Here is a 22080-nt window from a genome sequence, read left to right as displayed (position 1 = left end):
ATATTAATAGGGAGATTAAAGTATGTTTAAGAAAATGAATCTATTATCAGTTTTATTTGTAAGTATATTGATTTTACTTACAGGGTGTGGGGGCTCTTCGGTAGCTTTTAAAAAGGGAGACAAGTACAAGGAAAGTGATGGACGTAGATTTATAGAAGTAGTAGAAGATAATGAATGGAAAATGCACGAAAAGAAAAATCGTACTAATGAATATGCTTTATATAAAGTTGAGGAAACTGAATATAAGGCTGGGGAGTATGCTGTTGTATCATTATCTTTGAAAAAGCAATTTGGTAAAAGTGATCCTTTGCGTCTGTCATCTGGCCCTGAGAAATATTTAGTAGCACTTACTGATAACGGAATGTCTATTGGAAGGGTAGATTTTGATATGAATAATCATTGGGGAAAATTCCAAAAGAATTTTAAAGAAGCTGAAGATAAGGAAGCTTTTTTAAAGGAAGTTGCTGAAAAGCTTAATTATAAATATGAGAAAACAAACTAAATAGTACATATAGAGTAGAGTCATTATATTGATTCTGCTCTTTTTATATTTAAAAACGTCGACAAAACGCCGATAAAAAAGGGGGAATTTTAGAAATGAAAATAACGTTAAATTATATGTACAAGCCCTTTGACAACAGCATAACGAAGAGGATTAGTACACCTATAAGTGAAATGTTCTTATGCGAGAATGTCACGGTAACGTATACCGCATAGTAGGGCGGGCAAGGTGGTAAGAACCCGCGTTAAGACGAAAAGACCAATGAATGTATTACGATGACATATTCCAGTGTGGCGGGTGTGAAATAACTCGCATTCGTCATGCTGTTTCTAATTTATGTTTATCAATCAGCTCGGAACGCGTCCTCTGGGTTGATAATAAATATAAGTCTATTACTCTCTAATATGTCGGTTCTTGAAAATGGAATGGGGGTGGTTGCTCATGATTGAGTGACACTTGCATTCTAAAAATCTAAAAAGTATACGTGATCTCGTACATTAGTAATTACTCACGATTCTTATTAATGACCAAAACGAGGGCAAAGAGTTCCACTCTTTGTTTGAGCCAATACAGCGGAAACATTCCCCTTCCGTCCCTCTAGTGTATTGGTTCAAACAAGGCGTCGGAAGAAACACATACGTCTTGATATAAATCCTTTATAATTCGATCTCGGCTTGCAAAGGCAGTAGCTGAAGTATAAGCCAACAAATAACAGAAGGTAGGCACCGGGTTCACGATACACGAACATAAAAGACAGGGTTCGACTCCCTAATGCTGTTATTGCTCTACGGAGTACAAACGAGAAGAGAAAGAAACATATGAGTGCTGAAAGAGATACAGGAAGCTCTTGCTCTTCTCCCAGTCACCGAACGTAAAGCGCGTAGCTAAAAGAGCTAGAAAATTACATGATGCGGTGGCTTGGAGAAGGTTGAGAGTACTCAGCCTTAATCTAAGAGAAACTTTGCCATTTGTTTTCTCTCTTCCATCCCCTTGAAAGAAAGCTGTCACTTCGGTGGTGGTTTTTTTGTTTATTCGAATGAAAGGATTATGATGATTCTTGTCGAATAATAGGTATAGAAAAGAAAGGGGAGAGGAATAATGCAACTAACAAAAAAAGAAAGATTAGCATTAGTGAATCAATATTTAATTTTGGAGAAACTTTATCCGAATGAAGAAGAGTATTATAAAACAATGCGAATAGCTTTAGAAAAAGGATATACTAAACATTACTCAGAAAACATTAGATTTATTGAAGATGAATTATCAGAGCATCAGTGTGAAGAAGTTATCGAAGTGCTCAAGATGCACAGGGCACTTAACTGGTCCTATGATAATTTAGAGGATAAAGAAGATGTGGAAAAAGATGACCTTAAATTCGACGGATTCGATTTGAATGATGAACACGAGGCAAAATATGCTGATTATGCAAAATACTATATGCACGATTTGAATTTTTACGTTGATGTAAGAGCAGAAAACGATTATGAAACGTATAATAGTCATCGTTCTATGCTTAGTAAGTACAGAAGAATGTTATCAGTTTGGAGAGAGATTGAAAACCCAAACGAACTAACAATACAAGAAATTAAAGATATATTAAATGCGTAATTAAGGAAAGCATCCATAACGGGTGCTTTTTTCTTTGTTGTATAGAAATTACACATTAAACCAGTGAAATTTTGAATGAGACAAGCATATACTAATAACTGAACACGACATATTCATTCTTTATAATCGTATTGGACGAGCACCTTATAGGGCTTTTTTTTATTGCACATAAGGAATTCCCAAACATACAATATCGAGTCAATGCCAACCAACTTATTCCTTTTCCGAGAGTTATATATATTCCGCTATAAAGCTCTTTTATGTTGCGCCATTAGAACGGGCAGGGCATTGTCGTATATTTAATACTCAGAGGCTTAGGGCACTTTATAGTGTTCTTTTTTTATTGAACAAAATGGACATTTGGATTAAAGGATATCTATATAAATAGGTAGAATCTAATTAGTTGGTTCACATTTTAATCCAAGGGGTACAAATTCGATGCGGCGTGAAAAGGATTTGTTGAAACAATGGAAGGCGGATCTGCAAGCTATTCAAGAAGAGAAAAGGCTGAAGAAGAAGGCTAAGAAAAAGAATAAGAAATATAGCGTTCCTGGTAATACAGCTGACTTCATGGATGGTAAAAATACTTATCGTAAAGAGAATGGGGTATGGAAGCAAAGAAATAAATAATATGAGGATAAATAAGTTGATAGCAATTATTGTGGGCGCTACCGTGATCTAGGTGGCGTCTTGTTTGTTGTTAAAGAAAGATAAGGGAGGAGGAACTTCTTCCATTTGTTTTTATTTCTCCCTATTAGATAAGTTAACTATGGATAAATTTATAAAACATATTTTTTGAATTATTTAATACAAATATATATAATTATACCGATGTTAATATATTAACTAGTTAAAAATGGGGAAAGAAAAATGAAAATTAAATTTGATGTGGTTAAAGATGAAAATTTTGATTTTACTTTATTAGAAACAAAATTGCTGAAAACTTTTAAAGAAGTGGATAATGTAGCAATAGTTGAAAAGATTGAAGATAAAATTTTTGAAAAAGATGATGTTCCAACCCATTTGGCGGAGATTACTATTAATGTTACAGGAAAGAATATCGGATATAGATCCGTTTCAGCTAGTATATTTATTGTTCTAGAAAGTCTATCAATGAAGCTATTCAATATTAATATTAGTATACATTAAGCATCCGACAAGGGTGCTTTTTTCTTTGCTATATAGAAATTACACATTAAACGTGAATTTATACGAAATGATTGTTGTTAAGGAAAGATAAGGGGGAAATAAAAAAAGAGAGCTAATGCCCTCTTTTTTAGCGGTACGGTAATTAATCGCAGATTGGTATTCCGAGCAATCTTAGAGCTAATGCTACTTGAAGAGAAATCTCTAATCTAGCAATTTCAATACCAGCTACTGAGAGAACTAAAAAAGGTTGTCCGTTTACAAACACAACGCAACTATCCATGGTTACGCCTCCTTTCTAGTAATCTACTATAGTATATGTATAAATCATTAATGTGTAATAGTTTGATTAATTGATTTAATGTAATTGATAGATTAGCCCATTTAAAAAAAACAAATGGACATAACGGTTGAAAATTGAGAGATGAGATAGACTTGCAAATTGAAATATAATTACTCTAAAACATAGACTAGTAAACAAGCTGTTTTCACCTTTTATTCATAGAATATGATGAATTCTATTTTTAGAGGAGGGAATCATATCTATGGGATGGAATAATAATTTTGGACATTCTCGAGATTGTAATAGATTTTGGGATGATTTAGTATTTTGCGGATGCGGTCGTAGACGCAGAAGAAACGATTTTAACGACTGTCATTGTAGACGCGATTGCGATTGTGATGAGTGTCGTCGTAGACGTGATCATGAACGTGATCGTGATCATGATCATGGTGAACATCGAGATTGGTAAAATCTTTTGAAAGAGTGCATATCTTAATCGCACTCTTTTTTATTATGTTTTTATTAGTACTTATTAACTCGAAGGATACCGTTTCAATTTGATTGAACATCTAACAAAACAAACGAACACAAGGAATAAAATAACGTCCTAATTAGGTCTACTCTTTTAGGATTTGTTTTGTTTACATTTTAGACATAATTTAAATTCTTGTTTTATAAGTTCTTCAATGTCCTGTTTACATGTACGGAAAAGTAATGGTATTATTGGCTTATAGTTAATTTCCGGACACTTATACGGACAAAGGGGAGACATTAGATGATTCTTGGGTATGCTCGTGTATCTACACAGGAACAAAACTTAGCAAGACAACTCAAACAGTTAAATGATTATGGATGTGATTATGTATTTGAGGAGAAAACAAGTGGGGCAACAACTGATAGGCCAGAATTATTACGCATGTTGGACAATTTACGTGAGAGTGATGTAGTTGTTGTTACTGATCTAACTCGAATTAGTAGGAGTACTCAAGATTTATTCAAGCTTATAGAAACAATTAAAGGAAAAGGTGCATCGATTAAATCGATAAAAGATACTTGGTTAGATACAACAAGTGAAAATCCATACAGCACTTTCCTACTTACCGTCATGGCTGGTGTTAATCAGTTAGAGCGTGACCTAATTCGAATGCGACAAAGAGAGGGTATTGAACTAGCCAAAGAACGTGGTGTTTATAAGGGGCGCCCCAAGAAATATGACGATGATAATCCTAATATGGAACATGCTTTAGATTTACTTGCGAACCGAGAGACGAATAAGTTTATAGTAAAAAAGATATGTGAAGTTACTGGTGTAAGTCGCACGGTTCTTTATGAAAGAGCGAAAGAAAAGGGAGTTATGTAGATTTTAAAGTAGCCAATCCGCTTCTTTTTTATTTTTCATTTAAAAAGGAACCATAATAGGCTCCTTAATTCGATTCAGAAGTTGTGTAGTTTTTCTTAATGATATCTTTTATGTTGATAATTAAGGATATAAGGAATCCAGCAGCTAGGATACCGTTTACCCAGTAATATGTATTCCCTGATGAAAATTTGTTATAAAAGGAATCAACATTATAATATACTAATCCTGCTGAAATGACGGTTGAGATTACTAACGTACTAAAACTTTTCATATTTTCCACTCCATTTCTGAAAAACAAGATTCTTACAAAAATTATACAGCGAAATTTATAGATTTAAAATGAAATATAAAGGAATTACCGTGAATTGGGGGAATATGCCAGGCAGCGAATTCGCTGCTTTTTAATTTGCATATAAAAAAGGAAACCACAAAGGCTCCCTTTTATATTACGCTGTCTTATAATTTTTATTTTTAATCCTATTTTTAGTATCCATAAATGCGGCGAATGTAGCTATAGCACCACCTAAATAATAGACTTGGAATTTGTGGTCAAAAGCTAATCCTGTAATGAAATTGTAGCCGTATATAAAACATGTAATACCGAATAACCATAACATGAATTTCAAATCTTTTAAGCTCAATCTATAATTCTTAATTTTTTTCCACATATGTATCAACTCCTATTGTTATGAGGTTCTGTAGTTTTTCTTTTTGAAATCTCGCATGTTGAGGATAAAGAATAGAAGGAAGATAACAGCTCCGATGCCATAAATCCAGTAGTATGTGCGCCCTGTTGTGAATCCGTTATAGAAGGAATAGGCATTCCAAATTACAAGAAGTACTGAACAGACAGTAGAGACCATTAATGAGCCAAAACTTCTCATGATTTTCACCTCGATTCAAAATGTTAGAACTTATTTATAATTTTACATTTAAATAAATAGATTTACAAGAAGAGGAATAAAAGAAAGATACCGTTGGAGTTCGGGTCCTTTTCAAAAGTGATGATGTCTTCTCGGATTAGGAAAGAGAAAAACACAAAAATATAATACAATGAGTTTCAGAGAATTTCAATACTAAATTAGGGATTACCGCGAGGTGGTGAATATGGCTAGGCAACGAAGCCCAGATCGTGACAAAGCATTTAAAATATATAAAGCAAGTAAAGGTGAGAAGCCACTTATTGATATTGCAGCTGAGTTAAACCTCAAGCCTTCGCAAATCAGGAAGTGGAAATCACAAGATAAATGGGATGAGCAAATGAATGGTAACGTTACTATTGCGAAAAGGAGCGTTACTAATGTTAAAAATCCCAAAACGAAGGAAAAACTAAAAGAGATTTTAGAAGATGAAGAGCTGACCGAAAAGGAACGGCTCTTTTGTTTGTATTACGTGAAATACTTCAATGGTACGCAAGCTGCATTAAAGGCTGGTTATTCCAAAGATGGCGCTCACGTACAGGCTAGTCGATTGTTAAGGCGTGAACGAGTTTCTTCCTATATAAAAGAGCTTAAAGGTGAGTTGATTGAAAATGTATTTGTTGAAGCAATGGATGTCCTGAAAGAGTACATTAAGATCGCTTTTGCTGACATTACTAACTATGTGACTTTTGGGCAAAGAGAAGTTGAGTTTCAAGATGACGAGGGAAATCCATTCACTAGAATGATGAACTTCGTTGATTTACAAGAGGCTGACATGGTTGATGGTTCTATAATTACTGAGGTAAAGCTAGGAAAAGATGGTGTGTCAGTTAAGCTTGCTGACAAGATGAAAGCCCTAGATAAATTGGCGCAGTACTTTGATTTAGTTCCTGACAACTTTAAACGCCAAATTGAAGAGGAACTAAAGCTCATCCAGTTTTACCAGAATGATTTAAACTCTGCCAAACTATTAATCAATGTTACTCACGACAAAGTAGTAACAGATTTTTCATCAGCGACAAGTGTACAAATTGCATTTTTAAAGCCTGATTGTAAGCGAGTATTCCAAGATGTACAGAATGTAAATCAAATGCAGGGTAAGTACTATGTTGTTTTAAGTACACAAACTCTGATTGCCTATGGTAATGTCATTGCACAATTGAGATTTACTTTCCCGAATAACAAAGTAATTGAAACTTGTAAATTCGCATTTACAGTAGATGAATCAATAATGTCTGATGATGCGATGAAATCTACAAATGAATTTCCAGTAATCCAAAAAGCTATTGAAGCAGGTAAGAAGCTTGAAGGTGTAGATATTGATGGCATTATTGCAGCTGGCGAATTAGCAAAGGGAGCAGTTAAAAAATCAGGCGACACTATGACAGGTCCCCTTAAGATGACTGTACCCGCCGCGGGATCTGTAGGTTACGGGTTCCAAGACACCGCAGGAAATGAAACTTCAAGGGTTGTCTCAGTAGCAAACGGAAATGTTGTGTGGCAGGACAGAAAAAACTTGATAGATGTGCTTACGTATAACCCTACAAATAAGACGCTTACTATGCAAGCCAACACCAACCTCATGAAGAAAACAGGGGACACTATGAGCGGTGACTTCACTATCGATCGTCCTAATGATACTACTCATAGAAATATCCGATTCCATACGAATAATGTTGTTGATGTCTAAACACATCAGGAAAATTTCTAGCATACGACCAAGTAGGAGGAAACGGTATATGGGAATACGATAAGAATACTAAAGCGTTCAACGTAACAGCTCCGAACACTAATCTCCTAAAGAAAACAGGAGATACTATGAATGGAAACATAGGTATCGAAAGAGGTGAAGGAGAAAGGTCTATCATATGGTACAAAAATGGTGTAGAAAGAACTAAACTAGCTGACAATAATACTAGGACGATGTTATTTAATAGTGAAAACAACGAAATAGTTTGGACGTACGAGAAAGCCTCTAAAACTTTTGAGGTTAGGGCTACTAATACTAACTTGGTAACTAAGGTTAAAGACGGACGAGCTGTTTTAACCTTGACAGCTGATGGTATCGCTTGGGATGGAGCTACACCTAATGTAGCCGACAGACGAGGAAATACTGTAACTCTAAGGTTAGCTATCAACAGAAAAGTGGGCTCGACAGGAGATATCACATCAGTATTACCTGCTGATATGAGACCGACATTAAATGTTATACAGTCTTTTATTGCTAATGACGGAACCGCTGTAAGGGTAACGATAGAGAATAGCACAGGCAATGTGAGAATCGGAACAGAAGGTAAAAACATGTACGCTACATTAACCTACGTAGTCGACCAAGGGGGAATCTATATGGCAAAATACTACGGTTATTGTTACAACAATGAAGGGAAATACACTGAAATGATTCCCTTGGAAGAGAAACCAATCTATGAAAAGCAAACATTCTACCGAGAAGAAACCAAAGAGGTTACCACAGAAGAGAAACTTTGTGAGCTTCATCAATCAATTCAAGACGGTACTTACGTGCCAGATCAAGAGAATGAAGAAGTGCCAATTAGTAAATACGATTGTTCTGATTGTGTAATGGAACATGTAGAGTATGAAACTATTAAAGTACCATACGAGGAAGATGTTGTTATAGGCTATGAGCCTGACATTCCTGCAAATTGCTCTTTAGAGATTTGTCCAGATTTAATTTATGCTCCAGTATTTAAAGATGGTAAGTGGGTTAAAACGATTGAACCGAAACCTGAGGAACCAAAGCCTCAAGAACCTTCAGAACTAGAAAAAATAAAACAACAATTAACTGATATTCAGAAAGAACTCGAAGATATCAAAAATCAGAAACCGCCAACTCTTGATGAACCAGAAACGCCAATAGCATTTGCAGCACCTATACAAGATACACCAGATTATGAACACGAAATTAATAAAATAAAGCAAGTCATTCCGAATTTAGGAGAGCAAATTGTTGATTTGCATAGTAGAATAGCGGATTTAGAGAACAAAGAGCAGGTGTAATTAACTGGTCTTTTTTATTTTTAAAAAAGGAGCTGAACTAATGCAAGAAATTCAAGATTTAAAGCAAGAAATCCAACAAATTAAGTCAGATCAAAAGGATATGCAGCGTGATATTCGCAATCTAGAAACACGTACTACTGTCAACGAAAAGGACATTGTAAATATTAATAAGCTTCTCGATAAGATTAGCGCCAATACTACATGGATTCTCCGGATTATTATAGGAGCAATTGTAACAGCATTAATCGGATTGCTATTGAAGGGAGGTATATAAGATTTGCCGCTTACAAAAGAAAATATTTTAAAACGATTGCGCAACTGGAAAACATGGGTTGCGCTTTTTTCATGCCTTGGATTAATCTTGTCAGTCTTTGGAGTAACCGGATTCGAGGGGAACTTGGATAAGGTCGAAGAAGCTGTGTACTTATTTGGGATTGCTATGGGGGTTTGGACTGATCACGAAGAAAAAGGAGAAGATACTTAATGAAAAAAACTTTTAAAATGGCTTCCTCTGCATTTATGACTTTATTACTTCTATTAAGCTTTACAACAGGGGCTTTTGCTGATAGAACGCTTATTATTGATGATTTACCTAAGATGCCATATCGTTATGGCGTAGGAGCATATGAGGGCGTTGTGGCACATAGTGTGGTTTATCTGTAGAAAAAGGATTGTGGACGCATAGCGATGTAACGCATCATCTTGGCGGTACAGATCATGAAGACCCAATTGATTACTTAAAATCTCATGGTGTATCAGAAGCTCAGTTTAGAGCAGATGTAAAACGAGCATACAATAATTCTAGTGTGGATGTTTCTGTACCTGAGAATCCATCTAAACCAGCGGAGGTTCCAACAGCTGTAACAGATAGAATCGCGTATATTGAAGGGTATAACGTGAACTTACGTAAAGGACCTGGTACAAGCTATTCTAAGGTTCGTCAGTTAAACAAACCAGAAGCTTATGTTGTATGGGAAGAAAAGGATGGTTGGTTAAATATTGGCGGTAAGCAATGGATTAAGAACGATCCATCTTATGTGAAATTTAGCAATAAAAGTACATTAGATTCTTCTATTGTAGGTAAGCGCGTTGTTTCCAAAGTTAATAACCTACGATTCTATAATACCCCATCTTGGCATGATAAATATGTTGCTGGTTCTGTAGATGCAGGATTAGGATTTATAATTGATGCGAAGATAAGTGTAAATGATTCGTATCAATATAAAGTGCATAATAGTCATGGGAAAGTTTTCTATATTACGGCTAGTGATACGTATGTGAATGTGCGTTAATTTAACAAAAAAGGCCACCTACCACAGGCGGCCTTTTTCGTGCTGTATGTAACATTATTTACTTGTTATTTTTTTCGTTTTTCAATTTTGTATGTTCATTTAACCAAATATCTATTAGATTTCTTAATGTAATAGTTTCTATTTCAAGAGGGATTTCGATTTCATCTTCATCATACTTATTAAATATAACAGTTTTATCTCTTCGAACATCTGCCCCCAAAATATTTGCACTTATTTTTTCATAATCACTTTTTTCATTTAAAACTTTATCTACAGTTTCTGCTATCCAATCACCGAATTCAGATACCTCTACATTTAAAAAAGCTTCTAAAATATCGAATTCCTTTGGTAGTCTAATAATTAAACTACCTGTACTAAGTAACTCAAATTTGTAATCCATATTATTTTCTCCCTTAAAAATTAAATTATCGACCTTGTCTTGGAAATGCAGAAATAATTTTACCATTACCATCTAAAAACAAACGAATAGGTAGGCCGTCTATCCCTACTCCATCATAGATATTAGTATTACCACCCATGTGAATTTTATTGCTGTATGCCTCGTTTATATTATCTACGATTTGTTGTGGATGCCAATCTTTAGGAAAAAAGGTAGAATAACCACCATTCGCCGCCTTAGGAATCCCATCCACTTCCACTTGGGCTTTGTATGCCCCATAATCATTAATTCTACGATCTGTTCCAGGGATTATTTTTCCGTGAGTATTCTCTAAAAACTCTGAGTGGTATCCAGTTGCTTCGCCTCTCCGGTTTATCTCCCCTTCAAGGATATGTTTAAGTGAGTTTGACCGGAAATTCTCAGTTTCTTGTAAACTAGATATGATTTCGCTAGTAGTGAGTGATGAAGTATGACTTTCATTAACAGGATTACTTCCGCTAGAACCAGCCTCGTCTTTAGCAAACTGATGAGTCGATAGTTTTTCTTCAGCTTTTCTAAAATCAGGTGTATCAAATACAGAGCGTATATTATTTCCACCAGCTAAAGCAAACTCATTGTGATTGCGATTGAATAAGGATGCAGCGTCTTGCAAGCTTTGATTAGCAGTTCGTGAAATCTCAGCTAATTTTGTGCCAGGGTTCAACATTGCAATTTTATCCACGCCTTTTGTTCCTAAGAATAGTTGTCCAACAGCCAATATAGTATGACCAGCCGCGCTTCCATACCATGCTGCACCACTATACGAGTCACCATTGGTAACGTCACGATTCCAAGAATCAGAAATTGTTTGTTTTATCGCATTAAACGTCTCGATTGGGTGAGAAACGGCTTCAATCGTGTTATTAAATGTGTCAATTGGATGGATAACTGCATCTGCAATCACCTATAGCGTCGCCCACGCCCTTTTTAAAGTGATAGGGGACACCTAATCCAGCTTTTTCAAAAGCAGATTCGATTTCATCATCTATAGTGTCTTTTATTTTATTCACATCTTTATAAGCTGCATCGATACCATGTTTAAATTTATCATATAAAGACTCATCGGAATTTTTTACTTTACTAAGATCCTCATAAGTTTCTTTGAGATCATGCCAAACTTTATCACGTAAAGATCCATCATTTTTCTCACTATTTAACGGACCACACATTGCTCCTTCTTCAAGATTTTTGTCATATGAAGCATCTGCGGTACGGAATTTTTCGGCAATTCGTTTCAAATCCTCTTCCACTTTTATAATAGAATTGATAGATGTAAAAGCTTTTGGTCTCGCATCGTTGAACATTCGAACGAATTGTTGATTAGAGGCACCAATCCATTGAAAACATAAACGATCTATTTCATTACATAGATTATTATGTATAGATTCTAATGCGATTCTGGTATTATTTGCATGATTAGCGACGTCTTCTAGCATTTCAGGTGTTACTTTGATTTGAACCATTTTTTTCCTCCCTTTCCCCAATTAAAATTATGAGATAAAAAGAAAAAAATGTAAATATAGAAACTTTAGATTAGTATAATAATAATTATGCGAAATAAAGAAAATCCGCCCTATTAGATGATTTTTTTGTTTTACACTAATAATATCGATAAATTTCAACGTCATATTATTATAAAATGCATCCGTTGTAGCGTTATGCGGTGGCTTGTTTATTATGGTTGGTAGCCAAGAACGAGGATTCTCGCTAATTAGTCGTGCGGAAATCGGTTATATAGTTGTTCAAATGGTTCCGTTGTTTATGAGATTGCTTGTCGAAATAGCAAAAGCTATTTAATTCTATTAACGGGTTTATTATTGGAATAAAAATCAAAAAATTCCTTCTTTTACTAATTTGAAAATAGTTATATAATGATTGTTGGAATTGTATTATTGACGTTTAAAATAAAGGGGAGAGAATAGTAATGAAAAAATTAATAATTTCAGGTGTATGTGCAGCAGTATTCGGTACAACTTTTTTTGCGAATAATTCTATGGCTGAGACATCGGGTAATATCACAAATCAGGGAATACAAGCAGCGAGCACTCAAACTAGTAAGTTTATAGATGTACCCGAATGGCATTGGGCATTTAATGAAATTAACTACATGGTTGACCACAATATAATGTTGGGATACCACAATGGTTATTTTGGAGCTGTAGAAAAAATAACGCGTGAAGAATTAGCGGCATTCTTATATAGAACGGTGGAAATTCCTGATTATGATATGTCACAGCCGCTTCCTTTCAATGATATAAATGATTCAATGTTTAAAAAGGAAATTGCAGCAGGATATAAAAGTGGAATTTTCTCTTACGAATTTAATGGTCATTTTAACCCAAAAAGAATCGTAACCCGAGCAGAACTTGCTCAAACTTTCGTAAACGCTTTTTGGTTAAACAAGCAGTTTAATCATCAATTTAATGATATGCAAGGACACTGGGCTAATGAAGCCGTAGAAATTTTATATAGTAATGGTATTACTGGTGGTGTAGGTAATAATAACTTTAATCCAGACGGTACAATTACGCGTGAACAATTAGCAGTATTTCTATATAGAACTATTCCAATGTCTATCAAAGATCTACGAGATAATGCTAAGTAAAAAATAATTAAAAGACTGACTCTTATGAGTCGGTTTTTTATTTGCCGGAATTTCTTAACTGCTGATTCTATCATATCCGTTGTAGCGCTATGCGGCGGTTTGTTTATTATGGTAGGTAGCCAGGAACGGGGATTCTCCCTTATTTCAAGGGCAGGGATCGGCTATATTGTAGTCCAAATGATTCCGTTGTTTATGAGGTTGCTTGTTGAAATTGCTAAAGCAATATAAAATGATATAGGAAATAATGTCAAAAAATCGTATATTAAGAGAAAAGAAAGAGGTGAAAATATGAATGTGTGGATAGTCTTAGGTGCTGATAATTGATTCAAGGTTAAAGAGAAGAGAGTCGTTTTATTTTATAGCATTCTTAGCTGTTAGAAGAATGCTAATATTTTAAGCGGTGAGACATGTTCCAACGCTTTTATTTTTATCCTTTTAACTAATTTTAAAAAGCTATATCTTTTTATTGACTCAAGTTAACTATAGGTGAAAAATAAAGATACTACAAGGATGTGATACCTTTATTTGGCTAGCTATTGTAGCCGTCCTCGGCGCTCTTAATCTGATTAAAAACACCTTAGATATATATTTCAAGGTTAAACAAGAAATACATAAGAGTCGCACCCACCAAGATAACAACTCAGAATAACCACAAGGGGAGGAAAACCTCTCCTATTACCTAAGATTATAACATATTCGTAATTATTATGAAAAAATTTATGTGGAAGAATATACCGTTTGCTTTATTTCTAATTTTTGTTTTAACAACCCTTGATTATAACAATCTAGGTACTGGGAGCTATATCTACATTATTTTTACAGGGATAACTTTATTCTTAATGTTCCTTAATATAATAACCCTTTATATAAAGGAGAAGCATAATCTTTAATTTTGAAATAAAAGAACAACTAACAAAGTTCATACAAGATGAAATTTAAAGCAGTGTCATATCCCATTGTTTATGCGATTGCTTATAGAAATTTCTAAAGTAATATGAAACGATATAAAAATCATTATAAAAACTGTATAATAAGAGAATAAAAGGGAGGTGCGATGAGTGATTCGTGCTTTTAAAAAAGTATTTTCTGAGAGTTATAAATCGCTAATAATTATTTTGATACCTGCATTTCTATTGATTGATTATAATAATATAATATTCATTGATTATATTTATTTTACGGCAGTTATAGTAGCGTATGTAGCTTTTTTATTCTCCGTAGTAATGACTTGTGTAACATTAAGGTATGAAGAACAAAAGAAAGCACATTTAGAACGAATAAGAAAGAGTGCTTTCAGAATGAAAAAAAGAACGAGCACTTCTTGAGGGAAGATAAATATATACGGAACAAAAGAATATTTATTTTGTTACTGGTGAAGTTATAAAAAAATCCTGTGTGTATAGGGCTTTTTTATTTGCAGGAATTTCTAAACCATCATTGAATACTGTCAATAGGATATGTAAATATGCATATTGTATTTATTTGGTTTTTTTGTATGTTAAAATCAAATATAGAGATTTCTGTATATACTGAACCGAAATCAGGAATATCCAATGAATTTTGAGAGGTGCTACATGTTTACAAATAAGAAATTTATTCGATTTGGTCTAACATTATTTGTATGTTTATCTTTAATTAATTTTACAATCAGTTATTTTCAAACGTATCTTGAAAGAGCAGCAGATATTATATGGGTAATACCGGAAATTTGGCAAACTATTTTGATAGATGTTCCTCAAGGTATACTTGTCCTTTTAGGTGCAATTGCTTTATATGATTTCACAAAAGAAACATCGCAAAAAGACGCATCAATCTAGATGCGTCTTTTTTAGTTTTCTTCAATTAACAATTTCATAGATAGTCCTGTAAGAATCCCTAATCGGAGCTTTTTTACTTGCAGGAATTTCTTTACCATCATGGAATACTGTCATTAGGAGGTGTTGTGACGTTATGACGGACGAAATTGTTTATTCCGCAAACGAAGTATATAAACGATTAGGAATATCCGATAGCACCCTTAGAAAGTACATGGAAGTATTATCACGTGAAGGATTCGCAGTAAAGAAAGATAATCGTGGCAGACGCCAATATACAGACAGTGACATTATGGTGATTGAGAAATTAATTGAACTCAGCAAGCATGACGGTATGACGCTAGAGAAGGCTGCGAAGATGATTGCGCAGCAAATAGAAAAGGTTAATCCTGATCTGATTAAAGAAGAACCTGGGGAAACGAGTTTAATACCATTCCACATTCAAGAACAACTCTAGCAGCAGTATGGCGTTATGGCGCAAGAAATGAAACAGGGTATGTTAGCGATGGAGAAGCGATTAAGTGACCAGGCGAAGCGAAGCAATGAGGAAATCAAAGCAAGCTTAGAAGCGCACAATGAACGAGTGGAAAAACGATTGGAAGCGCGAGACGAGACACTAATGAAGACACTTCGTGAGATGCAGGAGACGAAGAGAATGATGCAGGAGTTTCGAAATGAGGTTGCTGCATCAAAAGAGAAGAAGGCATGGTGGAAGTTCTGGTAAGAGATTGTACCTGAGGTATAGAAGAATCGATGGAATGATTCTTCTATACCTTTTAATATGTTAAAATTGTATTATATACATAATTAATGTCGGAGGTAACTATGAATAAAACGCTTAAAATAACACTTACAGGATTATTGGCAACAACGTTCCTTGTTGGTTGCGGTTCAAAAGAAGAACCTAAAAAGGAGCACTTGAAGCAAGAAGCTAAACAGGAATCTAAGAAAGATAATAAGAAAGACACTAAGTCTGACGCGGAGAAAGCTGCCATTGCTGATAAATTTCATCCTGCTGTATATCCTCGTAAGAAAGATGGAACAATTGAATTATCTGTGTGGATGACTAGAAAAGAAAAGGTTGAGTTATATAATTATGTGGAGAAGAAAGCTAAAGCGGAAGGAATGACCCCAGAGGAATATAGTAAAGTTAAAGGCGAGGAGAATGACCAGAGAGCTAGAGAACAAACTCAAGCTCAACAGGAACAAAAAGCTCAAGAAACACAGACTAAGACACAAACTAAGACTAATCTCACCCAAGATCAGTGCGATACTGTAAAATCAGAAAATGAAATGATGAAAAAGGCAATTAATCAAGGGATCAGTAATAGTACGAGCGCAAGTGAATACACAAAGAATCAACAAAAATTAGAATTATGTAAGAAGCAGGGGATGGTTGAGTAAAGAACGTTCCTATGCGTTTACATGTTAGCAAGCGCGGGATGAAACCCTTATGAAGACACTACGTGAGATGCAGGGAACGAAGAGAATGATGTAGGAATTTCGGGATGAGGTTGCTGAATCGAAAGAGAAGAAAAAGCCGTGGTGGCGGTTCTGGTAATGGATTTAGAATAAACTACGCAAAAGTATATATTTCTACTTTTCTACTTTGTTGGAAGATGTGTTTATTATTATATTTTTAACATAAATGGGTATCGCCAGCATTTCGGAAAAAACCCACGCTAAGCAAAAAAAATAAAATAAGCTGTCCTTATGGACAGCTTATTTACATAATTTTCGAAAGCGGAAGTTGCATAGGATTTATGTTGTCCCGTTTATGACAAGGTCTGCTTTTTCATCAGGTCTATGTTTTCTTACATAAATATCCTCTGAAATCATCCAATTATGTTCCCATATATCACGAGCTGCTTCTCCATCTCTTTCAATACCTCTCGCAAGTCGAATTTCGCGAGGACAATCCACCCAAATTTTGAAATCATATGTATGTTCAAGTTCTTTACGAAGGGCGTAAACACCCTCAATTATAACAATCCCACCAGTAGGAACTAAGTGCCATTCTGCCAATTTATCTATATTCCAATCGTAACGTTGATAATAACCATCTTGGTTTTGACTAAGAGGGTGAATGACTTGTTTTAATAAGCGATTCCAATCAAAATCAGCCCCGATGGGTTTAGAATCAGGACTTCCTTTTAAGATTTGGGGAGAAGGAAAATAAAAATCATCCATATGAACAATTGTTACAGTGGGTTTTATGGTCTGTAATGTATTAGCAAATGTACTCTTTCCTGAACCTCCGCATCCATCAATTCCAACAAGAATCGTCTCTTGCTTTTTAGGCAACTTTTCAAGTGTGTCCAATAGGTCACTAAAGGTGCACACCTGATTATTATTTGAAGAAAAATTCATATCTCTCCTCCTATTGTTTATTACAGCAAACCTCTCTTGTTTTTGAAAGGAGTTATTTGGTTCGTTTGAAGATAATCTCCAAAGAACTCGTGTATCCTGCCATTGTTAGAGTAAGGACTTGAACAAATTCCCAACCATCTTCAGCATGTTCGGTAATAATACGTTTATAATCTTCTTTAGGTTGCCCTTTCCATCCACCAATTTCGACTTTCACGAATTTGTAATCGTACATATTCTTTCCCCCTTTTCCTAATTGTACCATTTAGAAGAAGCGATGTATTGTACCTTTTTGACTGTATACTCTATACATGTGAGGTTGACATAACGCCCTATTATCGGTATCAAGGAAAAAGGCAGCCCCTTACTTTCAAAGGGAATCCGCCTTTTTTGTTCTGTGAATCTATACAATTTTTTATACATTCCTATCATGGTGCGGTATTCGGGTTCTCGTTTGTTACTGGATTACTCGAAAAATTGTATAAATTTATGTATACTCTTAGCGTTGTTTTTTTCTGAAATACTGGAGGTACCTCTAATTTAGGAAATAGATTGGCCTGACTTACGTCTGGGATATGTTATCTTATCCTTTTTCGAATTGGCTTGTTTTTAATTTAATTACAAGTTTCGCATAAATAAGCTTCTCCTTAACACAAATAATGAAGTGTTGGGGAGAAGCTTTATTTTTGTTAGTGTACTTATAAAGTTTGCTGTTGTTTAGTTTTATGATTTAGTAGTAATTTATCTAAGGAAATAGATTGGATGTTAGTTAGTACAAAAATAAAGATACAGCTAATAATAACTCAAATTCAAACCCTCCTATAAATCCTTTATTGAATTTTATGGTAATAATCGGTCCAGCCAAAAGTATAGAAAATAAGGTTGAAATGCATTGGTTTTTATTTTCCAACTTTTGGTTTAATGAAATAAGGTTCGACTTCTCCATTTTGTATTTGAATATCCTGAATTGCTGTATTATTAATAGAACCTTTAATGGATCCAAATGTTTTATTTAGGATGTGACCAGCGCTTTTGAATCCAACATAATGCCCACGGACCATACGTGGAAAACATGCACCAAACATACCGTGTACCGATATAATTGATTGAAAATGTAGAATTTCTGTAATTAATGTGCCGATTGTTGTTATCTTCATCTTACTATTTGGAGGTACTTTAATAGAACGCTCAATGGAAGGAGAGGTAATGATTGATTTTGAATTACTTTCTCCCACAAAAGTTGAAATATTAAATTTGTTACCGGATTGAAATTCACCTGACATGATAAAATCTGATGTTAAAGTTAAACCTGTAGTAGATACCGAAGTCCAAGATTGAATATTGGCCCATTGCTCTTTTATTGAGACTACAATTTCTGCTTCTTCATTATTAGGATTAAATACAAATTGTTCCCCTAGGCTTACTTCATTCTTTGAAGGCTCTTCAATATTGCGAAATATAAAAGGGCCAAGCATTTTATAACAAGCGTGACCATAACGTTCAGTAATTGCAGGCTTATTATGAATTGGAAACGTCTCATTATTTACTGCGATTTCATCAGGAAGTATTCCATAAAAATCTTTAAACGCGTCCATTATGGAATCTGTAGTTGAATCTAATGAATCTAGATCTGAAAAAGATAATTTTTCTTGTATAATCATACTAATACTCCTTACTTATCCGTGATTTTATTTGTTTGATCGTGGTGGAAAAGCAATTGAAATATGAGGAGAAGATAAACTAATAGTTTGACAGATACAATAAATAATCACTCTTGAGAATAAATTCCATTTTTTACTGCAGGATTCCTATCAATAAATACTCGTTAGAAATTTATAAATATTTAATTGAATTTTAGGAAAATAGAAGGCTATAATTAATAAATCTAACTAATAAATATTAGAGTTAATTCAGACTTTCTAGGGGATATTAGTAGAATAAAGAATACCATTAACTAGTTTACTCTATATCTCTGTTTAAATTTTAACTATGATGATTCAAAATCAAATAATCTTTATGCTTTAGATACACAACATGGTAGATTTGAAATACTTAATAAAAAAGGAAAACGGGAGAAGTAGACTTCAATTTAAACTCAACAAAACCTGCGGACAAATCTGGGGACATGGTTTGAAAATGGGTTAAGAAAGGATTCATTTATGAATGAATTAGTAAAAAAAGCAATACAATATTTTACCACAAAAGAAATGGAATAGGGTCAAAACCCATTTGTAAAAATGAATGGATCCACTTTAATTGGCGGAAAACCAATCGTTGGTTGGTATCATAAGTGAAATGTAGATTTGAAATAAAATTGTACTACTTATAAAAAATATGATGTTTTGAATAAAGTTGTCATGTTTATATAAAAAATTTTATAGATAAGTTTAAAAAAAGAGTGAAACTCGTCTCAGAATGAAAAGAATACTTATCTTATTGAGAAAAGAGGAAAATTTTGTAGCTATATTTTAAAATCTGCATTTGAATGAAACTAAACTGAATGTTTACCTAAAGAAAGTACAATAAAAAAACCTTGGATGCAAAAGAACTAAAGGAAACACTCTCTATCGACATCACGCACTATTAAGTTTTGAGTACAACACAAGCTATTTAGTCTTAAGGGGTTAAAGTTAACTGTTTTTATTAAAGTGTATTTACATGATAGCTATAGCCTATAAGCAACCATGTAATCAATATAATATGTATAGGTGAATGTATCTGAAACTAAAAGAAATTCATACTGATAAAAGGGAATGATGCATTTTATTGAATTAACATAAGAGTATTATAAAAAAAGTAAAAAAGTAAAGACTTTATAACTTCGCACGAAATACCAATTTTACGAACAATAAGATAGGTAAATAAAAATCTAATACAGTATTTAAGGATTTCGAGCTCAATTGCATGAATCTCAGTATATTGGTATGTGTATATATAATTCATATTTTATATAGGAATCATTAAATGCTGAACTATTCATTGAAAATATTCATAGTAAATTACCTTTTAATATATATGATTTTTTCTTATGTTGATCTAATTTTCTCCTCATTATCATGATTAAATTAACCAAGTCATGTTAGATAACGAATTTTAAACTGTCTTCATATATTGATTTTTTGTATGATTTTATATAAAAAAATTGTTTTATTTTACATACATTTATATGTAATTTTTGCACTGGTTTTTATGGTGTTATACAAGTTTATCACTTAGCTAGCTGTAATTTTCATTTGACCAACTACACTATACCATTCAGTTTTGAGCATATTTTAGTATTTCATAATTAAATTATGTAAATAAGTTCGTGTAAAAATTGAATTTAATGCGAACTTGTGTTCGTGTTATTTTTCTGTTATATTATATATGAGGTGATTTTTATGGACTATAGTAAGCAACGCCAAAAATCCGTACATCGTAAAAAATTATACGAAAATTTAAATGAAATGCCCTTTTACATAGAAGAATTTGTGGAGTACAAAGAATTGCATGATGCCTCTCCCTCCACCCTATTGAATTATGTATATGATTTTAGAGTCTTCTTTAATTGGTTATTATCTGAACAAATTATTGAATCAAAACCCATTAAAGCAATATCCTTCTCTGATCTGGAAAATTTAAAGAAAAAAGATATTGAGAACTTTATGAGGTTTCTAAAACTACTACAAAACATGCAGAATTCCTCTGTTAACAGAAAAATTTCGGCCTTAAAGTCTTTATTTAAGTACCTTACCGCCCTATCAGAGAATGAAGATGGAGAATGCTATTTTTATAGAAATGTAATGGCTAAAATTGAAATACATAAAGATAAAGAAACATTAAATGCCCGTGCAAAACGTATGAGATCTAAAATATTCCATAATGATGACGATCAAGAATTTATGAATTACGTTAAGTACGAACATGAAAAATCTTTAACAAAACATCAGTTGTTCTATTTTCTAAGAGATAAAGATCGTGATGTAGCTATCCTTTCCCTTTTTCTTGGTAGTGGTATTCGTGTAAGTGAATTGGCCGATCTTCGTATGGAAGATATAAACTTAAAAGAAAGATTAATTGATGTAATCCGAAAAGGAAACAAAGAAGATTCTGTATGGATTACACCAATTGCACTGAACGACCTTGAAAAGTATATGGAAATTAGAGATAACAAATACGCTCCAGGAAAAGAAATGAAAAATGTTTTTTTATCGAAGTATAAACATACTGCACAGCCTCTTTCGGTTAGGGCTATCCAAGATATAGTAGAAAAATATACTAAGGCCTATGGCAAAAGAATGTCTCCTCATAAATTAAGACACACATTGGCAAATAAATTATATATGGAAGAAAAAGACTCGTTACAAGTCATGCAGCAACTTGGGCATACTAGTCAAGATACAGCTTTGTTATACACTCAACTTGGGGAAACAACTATTAAGGATAGTTTAGGCAGATTAGGGAAAAATAAACAATAAAAGGTTCAGCAATATGAATATGTATTGCTGAACCTTTTATTACTTGATGTAATTTTTAATTTTATTATGTAAAAAATATATAGTTTATCTTTCACTTTGATTGGTATATGAATGATGAAAGTATTAATAAAAAATTTGATAGAAATATACATTTGAAAAACAATCCTCTATTTGTATGTAGATATATAAATCTGCTCATTACATTAGTAGTATACGTTAGCTTGTGTACGTTTGCGAATTTCTATTGGATAACCATGGTTATCTGTACA

General features: G+C 33.6%; 24 protein-coding genes and 6 pseudogenes. 21 read left to right on the top strand and 9 right to left on the bottom strand.

Going from position 1 to position 22080, the window contains the following annotated elements:
* Positions 1–22: 22 nt before the first annotated feature.
* The 4 genes from ILS93_RS24185 (at position 23) to ILS93_RS24170 (ending at position 3259) form a co-directional block, all read left to right on the top strand.
* Entirely contained in the window at positions 23–502 is a 480-nt protein-coding gene (locus ILS93_RS24185) for a DUF5512 family protein (protein WP_222661529.1), read from the top strand.
* Positions 503–1600: 1098 nt separating this feature from the next.
* On the top strand, positions 1601–2110 hold the full coding sequence (locus ILS93_RS24180) for a YfbU family protein (RefSeq protein WP_222661527.1): 510 nt from the start codon (positions 1601–1603) through the stop codon (positions 2108–2110).
* Between the two features lie 438 nt (positions 2111–2548).
* Entirely contained in the window at positions 2549–2740 is a 192-nt protein-coding gene (locus ILS93_RS24175) for a hypothetical protein (RefSeq protein ID WP_222661525.1), read from the top strand.
* A gap of 240 nt (positions 2741–2980) precedes the next feature.
* Complete coding sequence (locus ILS93_RS24170; RefSeq protein ID WP_222661523.1) at positions 2981–3259, top strand: hypothetical protein; 279 nt, start codon at positions 2981–2983, stop codon at positions 3257–3259.
* A gap of 142 nt (positions 3260–3401) precedes the next feature.
* Here the strand turns inward: ILS93_RS24170 and ILS93_RS24165 are convergent, their stop codons facing one another.
* The gene (locus ILS93_RS24165; protein WP_222661521.1) at positions 3402–3539 is read right to left on the bottom strand and encodes a DUF3956 domain-containing protein; all 138 of its coding nucleotides are present in this window, start codon (positions 3537–3539) and stop codon (positions 3402–3404) included.
* 262 nt (positions 3540–3801) lie between these two features.
* Between ILS93_RS24165 and ILS93_RS24160 the strand changes: the two genes are divergently transcribed.
* Entirely contained in the window at positions 3802–4008 is a 207-nt protein-coding gene (locus tag ILS93_RS24160; protein WP_222661519.1) for a hypothetical protein, read from the top strand.
* A gap of 306 nt (positions 4009–4314) precedes the next feature.
* Positions 4315–4899 carry a recombinase family protein gene (locus ILS93_RS24155; protein WP_222661518.1) on the top strand — a complete coding sequence of 195 codons (585 nt, stop codon included), beginning with the start codon at positions 4315–4317 and terminating at the stop codon, positions 4897–4899.
* Between the two features lie 64 nt (positions 4900–4963).
* Here the strand turns inward: ILS93_RS24155 and ILS93_RS24150 are convergent, their stop codons facing one another.
* The 3 genes from ILS93_RS24150 to ILS93_RS28835 all read right to left on the bottom strand — a co-directional run bounded on the left by ILS93_RS24150 (position 4964) and on the right by ILS93_RS28835 (position 5783).
* Entirely contained in the window at positions 4964–5170 is a 207-nt protein-coding gene (locus ILS93_RS24150; RefSeq protein WP_222661516.1) for a hypothetical protein, read from the bottom strand.
* Between the two features lie 175 nt (positions 5171–5345).
* Complete coding sequence (locus tag ILS93_RS24145) at positions 5346–5567, bottom strand: hypothetical protein (protein ID WP_097879987.1); 222 nt, start codon at positions 5565–5567, stop codon at positions 5346–5348.
* A gap of 18 nt (positions 5568–5585) precedes the next feature.
* Positions 5586–5783, bottom strand: a complete 198-nt coding sequence (locus ILS93_RS28835) for a hypothetical protein (protein WP_258126989.1) — start codon at positions 5781–5783, stop codon at positions 5586–5588.
* A 223-nt stretch (positions 5784–6006) separates the two neighbouring features.
* Here ILS93_RS28835 and ILS93_RS24140 point away from each other — a divergent pair.
* From ILS93_RS24140 to ILS93_RS24115, 6 genes and pseudogenes are all read left to right on the top strand, one after another.
* Positions 6007–6748: pseudogene (locus ILS93_RS24140) on the top strand (terminase small subunit); the annotation flags it as partial.
* The gene (locus ILS93_RS28830; RefSeq protein ID WP_315971462.1) at positions 6730–7509 is read left to right on the top strand and encodes a BppU family phage baseplate upper protein; all 780 of its coding nucleotides are present in this window, start codon (positions 6730–6732) and stop codon (positions 7507–7509) included. The pseudogene ILS93_RS24140 and the gene ILS93_RS28830, both read left to right, overlap by 19 nt.
* A 656-nt stretch (positions 7510–8165) precedes the next feature.
* On the top strand, positions 8166–8837 hold the full coding sequence (locus ILS93_RS24130) for a hypothetical protein (protein WP_222661549.1): 672 nt from the start codon (positions 8166–8168) through the stop codon (positions 8835–8837).
* A 40-nt stretch (positions 8838–8877) separates the two neighbouring features.
* Positions 8878–9111: a hemolysin XhlA family protein gene (locus ILS93_RS24125; protein ID WP_087955501.1), complete on the top strand. Its 234-nt coding sequence runs from the start codon at positions 8878–8880 to the stop codon at positions 9109–9111.
* A gap of 3 nt (positions 9112–9114) precedes the next feature.
* Positions 9115–9321, top strand: coding sequence for a hypothetical protein (locus tag ILS93_RS24120; RefSeq protein ID WP_222661514.1), 207 nt, complete (start codon positions 9115–9117; stop codon positions 9319–9321).
* Positions 9321–10129 (top strand): annotated as a pseudogene (locus ILS93_RS24115) (SH3 domain-containing protein). The gene ILS93_RS24120 and the pseudogene ILS93_RS24115 overlap by 1 nt, the downstream one beginning before the upstream one ends.
* Positions 10130–10187: 58 nt before the next feature.
* Here the strand turns inward: ILS93_RS24115 and ILS93_RS24110 are convergent.
* Positions 10188–10529 carry a hypothetical protein gene (locus ILS93_RS24110; protein ID WP_222661512.1) on the bottom strand — a complete coding sequence of 114 codons (342 nt, stop codon included), beginning with the start codon at positions 10527–10529 and terminating at the stop codon, positions 10188–10190.
* A gap of 25 nt (positions 10530–10554) precedes the next feature.
* Positions 10555–12031: pseudogene (locus tag ILS93_RS24105) on the bottom strand (WXG100 family type VII secretion target).
* A 461-nt stretch (positions 12032–12492) separates the two neighbouring features.
* On the opposite strand from ILS93_RS24105, the gene ILS93_RS24100 reads away from it, so the two are divergent.
* The 7 genes and pseudogenes from ILS93_RS24100 to ILS93_RS24070 form a co-directional block, all read left to right on the top strand.
* The gene (locus tag ILS93_RS24100) at positions 12493–13173 is read left to right on the top strand and encodes an S-layer homology domain-containing protein (RefSeq protein ID WP_222661510.1); all 681 of its coding nucleotides are present in this window, start codon (positions 12493–12495) and stop codon (positions 13171–13173) included.
* Positions 13174–13197: 24 nt separating this feature from the next.
* Positions 13198–13401 (top strand): hypothetical protein, encoded by a 204-nt coding sequence (locus tag ILS93_RS24095; RefSeq protein WP_222661507.1) that lies wholly within the window; start codon positions 13198–13200, stop codon positions 13399–13401.
* Positions 13402–14231: 830 nt separating this feature from the next.
* The gene (locus ILS93_RS24090; RefSeq protein WP_222661505.1) at positions 14232–14498 is read left to right on the top strand and encodes a hypothetical protein; all 267 of its coding nucleotides are present in this window, start codon (positions 14232–14234) and stop codon (positions 14496–14498) included.
* A 228-nt stretch (positions 14499–14726) separates the two neighbouring features.
* Complete coding sequence (locus tag ILS93_RS24085; protein WP_222661502.1) at positions 14727–14990, top strand: DUF3937 family protein; 264 nt, start codon at positions 14727–14729, stop codon at positions 14988–14990.
* Between the two features lie 133 nt (positions 14991–15123).
* A pseudogene (locus ILS93_RS24080) lies at positions 15124–15711 on the top strand (DUF3967 domain-containing protein).
* A 101-nt stretch (positions 15712–15812) separates the two neighbouring features.
* Positions 15813–16391, top strand: a complete 579-nt coding sequence (locus ILS93_RS24075; protein WP_222661500.1) for an ABC transporter permease — start codon at positions 15813–15815, stop codon at positions 16389–16391.
* A 28-nt stretch (positions 16392–16419) separates the two neighbouring features.
* A pseudogene (locus ILS93_RS24070) lies at positions 16420–16548 on the top strand (DUF3967 domain-containing protein); the annotation flags it as partial.
* Between the two features lie 200 nt (positions 16549–16748).
* Here the strand turns inward: ILS93_RS24070 and ILS93_RS24065 are convergent.
* From ILS93_RS24065 to ILS93_RS24055, 3 genes are all read right to left on the bottom strand, one after another.
* Positions 16749–17357, bottom strand: coding sequence for a uridine kinase family protein (locus ILS93_RS24065; RefSeq protein ID WP_098800704.1), 609 nt, complete (start codon positions 17355–17357; stop codon positions 16749–16751).
* 52 nt (positions 17358–17409) lie between these two features.
* Positions 17410–17589 carry a DUF4177 domain-containing protein gene (locus tag ILS93_RS24060; protein WP_002186527.1) on the bottom strand — a complete coding sequence of 60 codons (180 nt, stop codon included), beginning with the start codon at positions 17587–17589 and terminating at the stop codon, positions 17410–17412.
* Between the two features lie 664 nt (positions 17590–18253).
* Positions 18254–19015: a hypothetical protein gene (locus ILS93_RS24055; RefSeq protein WP_064474064.1), complete on the bottom strand. Its 762-nt coding sequence runs from the start codon at positions 19013–19015 to the stop codon at positions 18254–18256.
* 528 nt (positions 19016–19543) lie between these two features.
* On the opposite strand from ILS93_RS24055, the pseudogene ILS93_RS24050 reads away from it, so the two are divergent.
* Both ILS93_RS24050 and xerS read left to right on the top strand, forming a co-directional pair.
* A pseudogene (locus ILS93_RS24050) lies at positions 19544–19645 on the top strand (DUF4879 domain-containing protein); the annotation flags it as partial.
* Positions 19646–20734: 1089 nt separating this feature from the next.
* Complete coding sequence (gene xerS / locus ILS93_RS24045) at positions 20735–21811, top strand: tyrosine recombinase XerS (protein ID WP_222661497.1); 1077 nt, start codon at positions 20735–20737, stop codon at positions 21809–21811.
* The last annotated feature ends 269 nt before the right edge of the window (positions 21812–22080 follow it).

It is taken from the genome of Bacillus sp. 16GRE42, from assembly GCF_019837435.1.
GTDB lineage: Bacteria > Bacillota > Bacilli > Bacillales > Bacillaceae_G > Bacillus_A > Bacillus_A wiedmannii.
This window is presented reverse-complemented; position numbering and strand designations above follow the sequence as displayed.

Coding starts and splice junctions, on each gene's coding strand:
- ILS93_RS24185 (WP_222661529.1), top strand. CDS start 23: ATGTTTAAGAAAATGAATCTATTATCAGTTTTATTTGTAAGTATATTG.
- ILS93_RS24180 (WP_222661527.1), top strand. CDS start 1,601: ATGCAACTAACAAAAAAAGAAAGATTAGCATTAGTGAATCAATATTTA.
- ILS93_RS24175 (WP_222661525.1), top strand. CDS start 2,549: ATGCGGCGTGAAAAGGATTTGTTGAAACAATGGAAGGCGGATCTGCAA.
- ILS93_RS24170 (WP_222661523.1), top strand. CDS start 2,981: ATGAAAATTAAATTTGATGTGGTTAAAGATGAAAATTTTGATTTTACT.
- ILS93_RS24165 (WP_222661521.1), bottom strand. CDS start 3,539: ATGGATAGTTGCGTTGTGTTTGTAAACGGACAACCTTTTTTAGTTCTC.
- ILS93_RS24160 (WP_222661519.1), top strand. CDS start 3,802: ATGGGATGGAATAATAATTTTGGACATTCTCGAGATTGTAATAGATTT.
- ILS93_RS24155 (WP_222661518.1), top strand. CDS start 4,315: ATGATTCTTGGGTATGCTCGTGTATCTACACAGGAACAAAACTTAGCA.
- ILS93_RS24150 (WP_222661516.1), bottom strand. CDS start 5,170: ATGAAAAGTTTTAGTACGTTAGTAATCTCAACCGTCATTTCAGCAGGA.
- ILS93_RS24145 (WP_097879987.1), bottom strand. CDS start 5,567: ATGTGGAAAAAAATTAAGAATTATAGATTGAGCTTAAAAGATTTGAAA.
- ILS93_RS28835 (WP_258126989.1), bottom strand. CDS start 5,783: ATGAGAAGTTTTGGCTCATTAATGGTCTCTACTGTCTGTTCAGTACTT.
- ILS93_RS24130 (WP_222661549.1), top strand. CDS start 8,166: ATGGCAAAATACTACGGTTATTGTTACAACAATGAAGGGAAATACACT.
- ILS93_RS24125 (WP_087955501.1), top strand. CDS start 8,878: ATGCAAGAAATTCAAGATTTAAAGCAAGAAATCCAACAAATTAAGTCA.
- ILS93_RS24110 (WP_222661512.1), bottom strand. CDS start 10,529: ATGGATTACAAATTTGAGTTACTTAGTACAGGTAGTTTAATTATTAGA.
- ILS93_RS24100 (WP_222661510.1), top strand. CDS start 12,493: ATGAAAAAATTAATAATTTCAGGTGTATGTGCAGCAGTATTCGGTACA.
- ILS93_RS24095 (WP_222661507.1), top strand. CDS start 13,198: ATGAGTCGGTTTTTTATTTGCCGGAATTTCTTAACTGCTGATTCTATC.
- ILS93_RS24085 (WP_222661502.1), top strand. CDS start 14,727: ATGAATTTTGAGAGGTGCTACATGTTTACAAATAAGAAATTTATTCGA.
- ILS93_RS24075 (WP_222661500.1), top strand. CDS start 15,813: ATGAATAAAACGCTTAAAATAACACTTACAGGATTATTGGCAACAACG.
- ILS93_RS24065 (WP_098800704.1), bottom strand. CDS start 17,357: ATGAATTTTTCTTCAAATAATAATCAGGTGTGCACCTTTAGTGACCTA.
- ILS93_RS24060 (WP_002186527.1), bottom strand. CDS start 17,589: ATGTACGATTACAAATTCGTGAAAGTCGAAATTGGTGGATGGAAAGGG.
- ILS93_RS24055 (WP_064474064.1), bottom strand. CDS start 19,015: ATGATTATACAAGAAAAATTATCTTTTTCAGATCTAGATTCATTAGAT.
- xerS (WP_222661497.1), top strand. CDS start 20,735: ATGGACTATAGTAAGCAACGCCAAAAATCCGTACATCGTAAAAAATTA.